The sequence below is a fragment of the Streptomyces gardneri genome, assembly GCF_006539185.1.
Classification (GTDB): domain Bacteria; phylum Actinomycetota; class Actinomycetes; order Streptomycetales; family Streptomycetaceae; genus Streptomyces; species Streptomyces gardneri.
Genome location: NZ_BJMN01000055.1, coordinates 61,641 through 68,803, shown reverse-complemented (window position 1 = coordinate 68,803; position 7,163 = coordinate 61,641). Strand labels below are relative to the sequence as shown.

Genomic DNA, 7,163 nt, shown 5'->3' with positions numbered 1-7,163 from the left:
GTCATGACCGGCGCAATCGTGAAATCGGTTTCTCAGCAGCCGCAGTCATCGGAGTCCACGGGCGCCGTGAGCGGGTCCGCGGCCTTCTCCGCGGGCCCTTCCCAGGTCTCGTAGGCGAAGCCCTCGCGCACCCAGTACTCGAAGCCGCCGAGCATCTCCTTCACCTGGAAGCCCAGCTCGGCGAGGGCCAGCGCGGCGCGCGTGGCGCCGTTGCAGCCGGGGCCCCAGCAGTACGTGACGACCGGGACGGACTTGTCGAGCAGCTGCTCGGCCTGCTCGGGGATGAGCGCGGTCGGCAGGTGGAGCGCGCCGGGGACGTGGCCCTGGTCCCAGGAGGCGGTGGAGCGCGAGTCGATCACGACGAAGCCCGGGTCCGTGCCCTCGGCGGTCGCGGTGGCCAGCGCGGAGGCCACATCGGAGACGTCGGCGTGGAAGGCCAGGCTGGCGGAGAAGTAGGCGGCAGCGGCCGCGGGAGAGGCCGGCGGGGTGCGGAGCACGGGGTTGACCTGCGTCGTTGTCGTCGTCATGGTGATCAATCTACGGACGAAGATCATCGTGCTGAAGTACGGATCCCCGGCGGTCGGGGGCGTCGACCGGGGAATCCCTGGCGTTCACCACGGGGCGGCGGGGATCTCACGCAACGAGACCGTTCTGCCCGCTCGGCCGCCGCGGTTCGTGTCACATCGGCAGGGTTCCATCCGTCATGAAGGCATGACGGAGGCGAAGGGGGAGATCGACGAGTGAACGGCGAGCTGAACGACGACGGGCCGATCGACGACCGGCTGAACGGTGACGGGCCGGCGGGCGACGCGCTGACAGACGACGGGCCGGCGGGCGGGCGCGGTCATTCCCAGGGCGAGCGCGGCCACTCCACGGGCGGGCGCGGCCACTCCAAGGAGGAGCTGGCCCGGCGGTTCGACGCCGACCGCGGGCATCTGCGGGCCGTGGCCTACCGGATGCTCGGCTCGCTGAGCGAGGCGGAGGACGCCGTACAGGAGGCCTGGTTCAAGCTCAGCCGCGCCGACGTCAGCGCGGTGGAGAACCTCAGTGGCTGGCTGACCACGGTCGTCGGCCGCGTCTGCCTCGACATGCTGCGCTCCCGCGGCTCGCGCCGCGAGGACCCGCTGGAGTACTTCGTCCCCGACCCGGTCGTCACCGTCCTCGACGCCACGAACCCCGAGCACACGGCGGAGCTCACCGAGTCCGTCGGCCTCGCGCTCCTCGTGGTCCTGGAGACGCTGTCGCCGGCGGAGCGGCTCGCGTTCGTCCTGCACGACATGTTCGCCGTCTCCTTCGACGAGATCGCGCGGATCGTGGACCGCACCCCGGCCGCGACCCGCCAGCTCGCCAGCCGGGCACGCCGCCGGGTCCAGGACGCCACCCCCGCCCCGGGCCCGGACGCCCGGCGCCAGCGGGAGATCGCCGACGCCTTCCTGGCCGCCGCGAACGGCGGCGACTTCGAGGGCCTGCTCGCGGTCCTCGACCCCGACGTGGTGCTGCGGGCGGACGGCGGCAAGGTCCTGGCGGCCGCCTCCAAGGTGGTGCGGGGCGCCGAGGCCGTCATCGCGCAGGCGCTCATGTACGCGAAGTTCCGGCAGGCGGCGCTCCCGGTCACGGCCAACGGCTCGCCCGCGTTCGTCGCGGTCGTGGACGGCCGCCCGTCCGTGCTCATGTCGTTCACGATCGCCGGGGACCGGATCGTCGGCCTGGAGATCCTGGCGGACCCGGAGCGGCTCGCCGCGCTCGGCCTCTCGGACGAGGACCTGGCCCGCGCGACGTTCTGAGTCCCGTCACGTCTCCTTGGCGGTCGCCCAGCTCACGACCGCCAGGGAGACGGCCGCGCTCGCGACGCCGAGCACCGCGCCCGCGGCGACGTCACCCGGGTAGTGCACTCCGGTGTGCACCCGGGAGTAGCCCACGGCCCCCGCCAGGGCCCCGAGGGGCACGCCCGCACCGGGCAGCACCGAGCCCACGGCAGCGGCGAAGGCGACCGCCGACGCGGTGTGCCCGGACGGGAACGAGGCCGAGTCGGGCATCGGGACGTGCCGGCTCACGGCCACCCGGGCCGCCTCCCGGTCCGGCCGCTGCCTGCGGACGAGCCGCTTGCCCAGCAGATTGGCCGAGGCCGAGGCCACGGCGATCGCCCCGGCGCCCGCGAGCGCGGCCCGGCGGGGCCGGCCGGGGACGAGGGCGAGCGCGGCGGCGACGGCGAACGAGATCTTGGAGTGGTTCGCCGCGGTGGAGAGGCGGCGCAGCGCCGTGTCGAGCGTGGGCGTGGGCGTGGCGGCGACGGCGGCGTACACGGCGCCGTCGACGGCCCGGACGTCGCGCAGGACCGCCCGGATGGTCTCGGGCTCCGCCGCCTCCGCTGTCATGTCCGTCATGCGCCGCTCCTTCGGGAGGTTCAGGGGGTACGAGGGGTGTGGAAGGCGAGCTTGGTGATCCGCCGCCAGTCGAGCGGCGGCAGGGGAGGCACGACCCCCGGCCGGTCGCGGGGCACGAGGACCCGCAGCGCACCGGGGCGGAGCGTGCACACGACCGGGGTGGGCAGGGTCAGCGCCTCGCCGTCCACGGCGACCGAGATGGTGCCGGGGGTGGCGGTGCCGTGGGAGTTTCCCGGACTCCCCACGATTTCGACCCTACGAGCCGTCAGAACGTTCAGGCCCGCCGCCTGGGTTCCCCGGACGGCCAGCTCGGCGGCCTGCGCGGCGCCGTCCACCCGGATGCCGATCACCCCGAGCTCGCCCCTGTCGAGGCGCGGCCGGTGGGCGGAGGAGACGCCGAAGGGGTCGGGCGCGGAATAGGGGTTGTTGCTGACGAGGAGCGCCTGCTGCGCCGGGAGCCGGAGGGCGTCGACGGTCGCGTCGAGGCGCGGGCCCTCGCCGCCCTTGAGCAGGTCGGGCAGGACCTCGACCGCGGTCTCGGCCTTCGCGTCGCGGTACTCGGGGCGCTGGACGACGTCCGCGTACACCCCGAAGGAGACGGTGTTGACGAAGGGGCGCCCGTCGACCCAACCGAGGTCGACCCGGAGCTCCTCGCCGTCGGTCAGCGCGTTCAGGCAGTTCGCCGGGTCGGTGCGGTCGAGGCCGAGGTCCATGGCGAAGTGGTTGCGGGTGCCCGCCGAGACGACGAGGAACGGCAGGTCGTGCTCGGCGGCCACCGCGGCGACCAGCGCCTGGGTGCCGTCGCCGCCGGCCACGCCGAGGAGGTCGGCGCCGTCGGCCACGGCCTTCCGGGCGAGCGCGGTGACGTCGGTCTGCACGGACGGGTCCAGCAGGACGACCTTGGCGCCCAGGGCCTCCGCGCGCGCGACGAGCCCGAAGCGGCCGACCTTCCCGCCCCCGGACTTCGGGTTCATGATCAGGACCGGTCGCCGGGGACGGGCGGCGGGGGTGCCCCGCATCACCGCTTCCCACTCCCGGTCGGGGCGGCGCAGCGCGGTCCGCGCGCAGCCGAGCGCCACGCCCCAGAGCGCGAGGGCCACCAGCGCGTTGCCCCAGACGCCGCCGACGATGAAGAGGACGAGGACGCCGATCGGCGCACCCACGGCGACCACCGCGCCGGCCACGCGCGGCAGCCCGCGGTGGGCGAGGAACCACCAGAGGCCCATGGCCGCGGCGGCGAACCCCACGAGCCCGGCCAGCAGGATCAGCAGCCCGCCCGTCAGCGCGGTCAGGAGCGCCACGATCGCGGCGGCCGCCGCCGCCAGCGCACAACGGGCCAGCCGCCGGGCCGCCCCCGCCGGATCACCCGAACCGCTCGCCGTCACCGGCGCCACCTCCGTACGTCCGTACTCCGTGTCCCACATTCCCCCACGGTCCCTCACCCCGCGCCCCGGCACGGCCCGTTCGGAGGAAAAAGATCTTCGATCTGTGAGGGGTACGCCCTCACGGACGCGGGCCGGGACCCGGAAGGTTGCCCGGCCCCGTGCCCAGGCCCAGCCCGGCGAGAGCGGCGCGGCCGGTGGCGGCGTGCTCGTCCCCGGCGAGGAGCAGGGTGCGGGCCGCCTGGTAGCGGCTGCCGGCCGCGTCGAAGGCCCTCGCCGCGGCGAGGAGTCGCGGCGGGTCGCCGCCGTCGAGCAGTGCCTCGGCCCGGTCCAGCTGGGCGGCGGCGACGGGGTTGCCGGCGACCACCGACCGGGCGGCGGCCGTCCGGGCCCGGGCGTCCGGGTGCCCGGCGAGCACGGAGGCCTCGGCCCTGAGGGCCACGTACCAGTGCAGCCAGATCCAGGTGACCCACTTCCAGACCTGCTCCGGCTCGGGAGCGACCCGGTCCAGGGCCGCGGCGGCGTCCCCGTCGTGGAGCAGGACCATGGCGTCGAGGATCGCGCCGTAGCCGTGGCGGTACTCCTCCGAGGTGCCCGCGCGGTCGACGATCGCGAGCCACTCCGCCCGGGCGGCGAGGTCGCCGCGCAGGCCGTGGACCATGGCGACCGAGGCGGCCGCCGGGCCGAGGGAGAACGACTGCTGGCGGCCGCTGCGCTCCCAGGCGTCGAGGAACCGCCCGCTGCCGGTGAGCACCTCGTCGACCCGGCCGGCGAACGCGTCGGCGACCAGCAGCCAGGACGTGGCGTGGTGGCCCACCTCGGCGAGGAGCGGATGCCCGGCGAGCTCCCCGCCCCACCGGCGGGCCTCCGCCAGCCGGCCCGCGCCGAGGGCGGTTCCCGAGGCCATGGCGAGGGCGTCGAGGAGCTCGTGGGTACGGGCGGGGGCCGGCGGCAGGGGAGCCAGCAGGTCGATCCGGCGGCGCGCGGCGGCCGCGGCGGCGAAGGTGTCACCGGCCCAGCTCCGGGCGCCGGAGAGCGCGTCGAGGGCGGCGGACTCCGCCACGGGGTCACCCGCGAGCCGGCCGAGCGCGACGGCCCGCTCGGCGAGGGCGATCGTCTCCTCCACGGTGTTGTCCGTCTCCCCCTGGACGGCACCGAAGGCGTCGGCGACGACGGCGGCCTCGGCGAGCGCGACGGCGGCGACGGCGAGGGGGGTGGGGGCGAGGGCAGGGGCGGGGGCGGGGACAGGGCCGGGGGCGGGGGCGGGCACGGCAGGGGCAGGGGCAAGGCCGCGGGCGGGCACGGCACCGGCAGGCACGGCAGCACCGGGCGCGCCGCCGGCAGTGGCGGGGGCAGGGCCGGGGGCGGTCACCGCACCGGCACCGGCAGCACCGGGCGCGCCGCCGGCAGTAGCCGGGACGCCGGCCCCGACGGCCGGGAGGACCGCGCCCGTCGGACGGCCCGCGCCAACGGCGCCCCGTTCCGCGGTCCCGCCTCCATCCGCGCCCCCGTCCCCGACCCCGACCTCCAGGTCACCCGCCCCCGACAACTCCCGGGCCTCCGCAAGGAGGGCCTTCGCCTCCTCCGGCGACGGGATGTGCGTGAACTCGCTGGAGAAGCGGTACGCGACCGTCGCGGCGGTCGCCAGGTCGCGGGCCGTTCCCGGGAGGTCGCCGGCCCGGCGGGCGGCTTCCCCGGCGGCCCGGTGCAGGCGGAACATGTCGTCGCCCAGCCGGCGGCACCCGGCCACCGCGGCGGCGAGCCGCAGGGACTCCCCCGCCTCCGCGTGGTCATCCGCACCGGCGAGCACGGCGGCCTGCTCGTACCGCTCCTGCGCCTCGCCCAGCAGGTTGCGGGTGAAGGCCGACTCCGCCAGGGACAGGGCGAGCCGGTGGGCGTCCGCGCGGAGCTCCGACCGCTCGGCGGCCCAGGCGAGGCCGACCCTGAGGTCCTCGGCCACGGCGTCGAAGCGAGCGCGCCAGTCCGGGCCGCCGGCGTCCAGGAGCCCCGTCGCCCCGGCCAGGCACCACCCCACGTGGCGCGTACGGACGACCGCCGACTCGTCGGCCTCGGCGAGCCGTTCGGCGCCGTACTGCCGGATGGTCTCCAGGGCCTGGTAGCGGGTGCCGGCGGCGGACGGCGTCACGGTGAGCAGGCTCTGCTCGGCCAGCCGGCCGAGCCCGTCCGCGGCTGCGCCGGGGTCCAGCGGGGCAAAGCCCGCGACCTCCGCCGCCGCATCGGCGGTGAACGGCAGCACGAAGACCGACACCCGGCGCAGCAGCGCCCGGTCCGCCGGTTCCAGCAGGTCGTGGCTCCAGTCGAGGACCGCCCGCACCGACCGGTGCCGGTCGGCGGCGCGCGGCCCGCCGGCCAGGATCCTCAACTGGTCGGAGAGCCCGGCGACGAGACCGTCGAGACCGAGCGTGGGCCAGCGCGCCGCCGCCAGCTCGATGGCCAGGGCCATGCCGTCGAGCCGCTCGCAGAGGGCCACGACCGTGTCGCGTACCGCCGGATCCGGCGACGGCAGACCGACCGCCGCCGCCCGCTCCAGGAAGAGCTCCACGGCCTCCGAGTCCCCGCCCCCGGCCCGCGACAGCGGCGGCACGGGGAAGACCCGCTCGAACGGCACCATCAGCCGCGCCCGGCTCGTCACGAGCACCCGTACGCGCGGGCAGGCCGCGAGCAGCCGCTCGAGGAAGGGCGCGACCCCGTCGCGTATCTGCTCGCAGTTGTCCCAGACCAGCAGCGCCTGACGGTCCGCCAGTGCGGCGAACACCGACTCGTCGACACCGCGCCCGGGCTGCTCGCCCACCCCGACGGCCGCCGCGACGGCCGCGCCCACCCGGCCCGGATCGGTGACGGGCGCCAGGTCGACGAACCACACCCCGTCGGCGAAGTCGGCGGCCAGCTCCGCGGCGACGGCCAGCGCGAGCCGGGTCTTCCCGACGCCGCCCGGGCCGACCGCGGTGACCTGGCGGTACGCCTTCAGCGCCTCCATCAGTTCCCCGCGCTCCCGCACCCGGCCGACGAACGCCGTCAGCGGCGCGGGCAGGACGGGCACCGGCATGTCGACGGGAGCCGCCTCCCGGGCCGACTCGGCCGCGCGCCGGGAGAGCGCCCGCCGGTCCGGCACCGCCAGCTTGCGGAGCAGCGAGGAGACGTGCGATTCGACGGTCCGTACGGAGATGAACAACTGCGCGGAGATCTCCGCGTTGCTGAGGTGCTCCCCGAGGAGCGCGAGCACCTCGGCTTCCCGGGAGGAGATCACTGGAGTCGACACCGGCTCATTATCGGCCGGTGCGGGGCGCCTTCCGCGGGCTTTCCGTGCCGGACTCCGTACCGGACTCCGTGGTGCGTTCCGTGGTGCGTTCCGTGGTCACCACGGAGGCGGCCGGAG

General features: G+C 76.3%; 5 protein-coding genes. 1 reads left to right on the top strand and 4 read right to left on the bottom strand.

Going from position 1 to position 7,163, the window contains the following annotated elements; translation table 11 throughout:
• Positions 1 to 32: 32 nt before the first annotated feature.
• Positions 33 to 527 (bottom strand): rhodanese-like domain-containing protein, encoded by a 495-nt coding sequence (locus SGA01_RS34510; RefSeq protein ID WP_189508567.1) that lies wholly within the window; start codon positions 525 to 527, stop codon positions 33 to 35.
• Between the two features lie 375 nt (positions 528 to 902).
• On the opposite strand from SGA01_RS34510, the gene SGA01_RS34505 reads away from it, so the two are divergent.
• Positions 903 to 1,784: a sigma-70 family RNA polymerase sigma factor gene (locus SGA01_RS34505; protein WP_055646132.1), complete on the top strand. Its 882-nt coding sequence runs from the start codon at positions 903 to 905 to the stop codon at positions 1,782 to 1,784.
• 6 nt (positions 1,785 to 1,790) lie between these two features.
• On the opposite strand, the gene SGA01_RS34500 is transcribed toward SGA01_RS34505, so the two are convergent.
• From SGA01_RS34500 to SGA01_RS34490, 3 genes are all read right to left on the bottom strand, one after another.
• Positions 1,791 to 2,384 carry a phosphatase PAP2 family protein gene (locus SGA01_RS34500; protein WP_141301713.1) on the bottom strand — a complete coding sequence of 198 codons (594 nt, stop codon included), beginning with the start codon at positions 2,382 to 2,384 and terminating at the stop codon, positions 1,791 to 1,793.
• A gap of 20 nt (positions 2,385 to 2,404) precedes the next feature.
• Positions 2,405 to 3,808: a diacylglycerol/lipid kinase family protein gene (locus tag SGA01_RS34495; protein WP_141301711.1), complete on the bottom strand. Its 1,404-nt coding sequence runs from the start codon at positions 3,806 to 3,808 to the stop codon at positions 2,405 to 2,407.
• Positions 3,809 to 3,887: 79 nt separating this feature from the next.
• Positions 3,888 to 7,046 (bottom strand): ATP-binding protein, encoded by a 3,159-nt coding sequence (locus SGA01_RS34490; RefSeq protein WP_141301709.1) that lies wholly within the window; start codon positions 7,044 to 7,046, stop codon positions 3,888 to 3,890.
• Between the last annotated feature and the right edge of the window lie 117 nt (positions 7,047 to 7,163).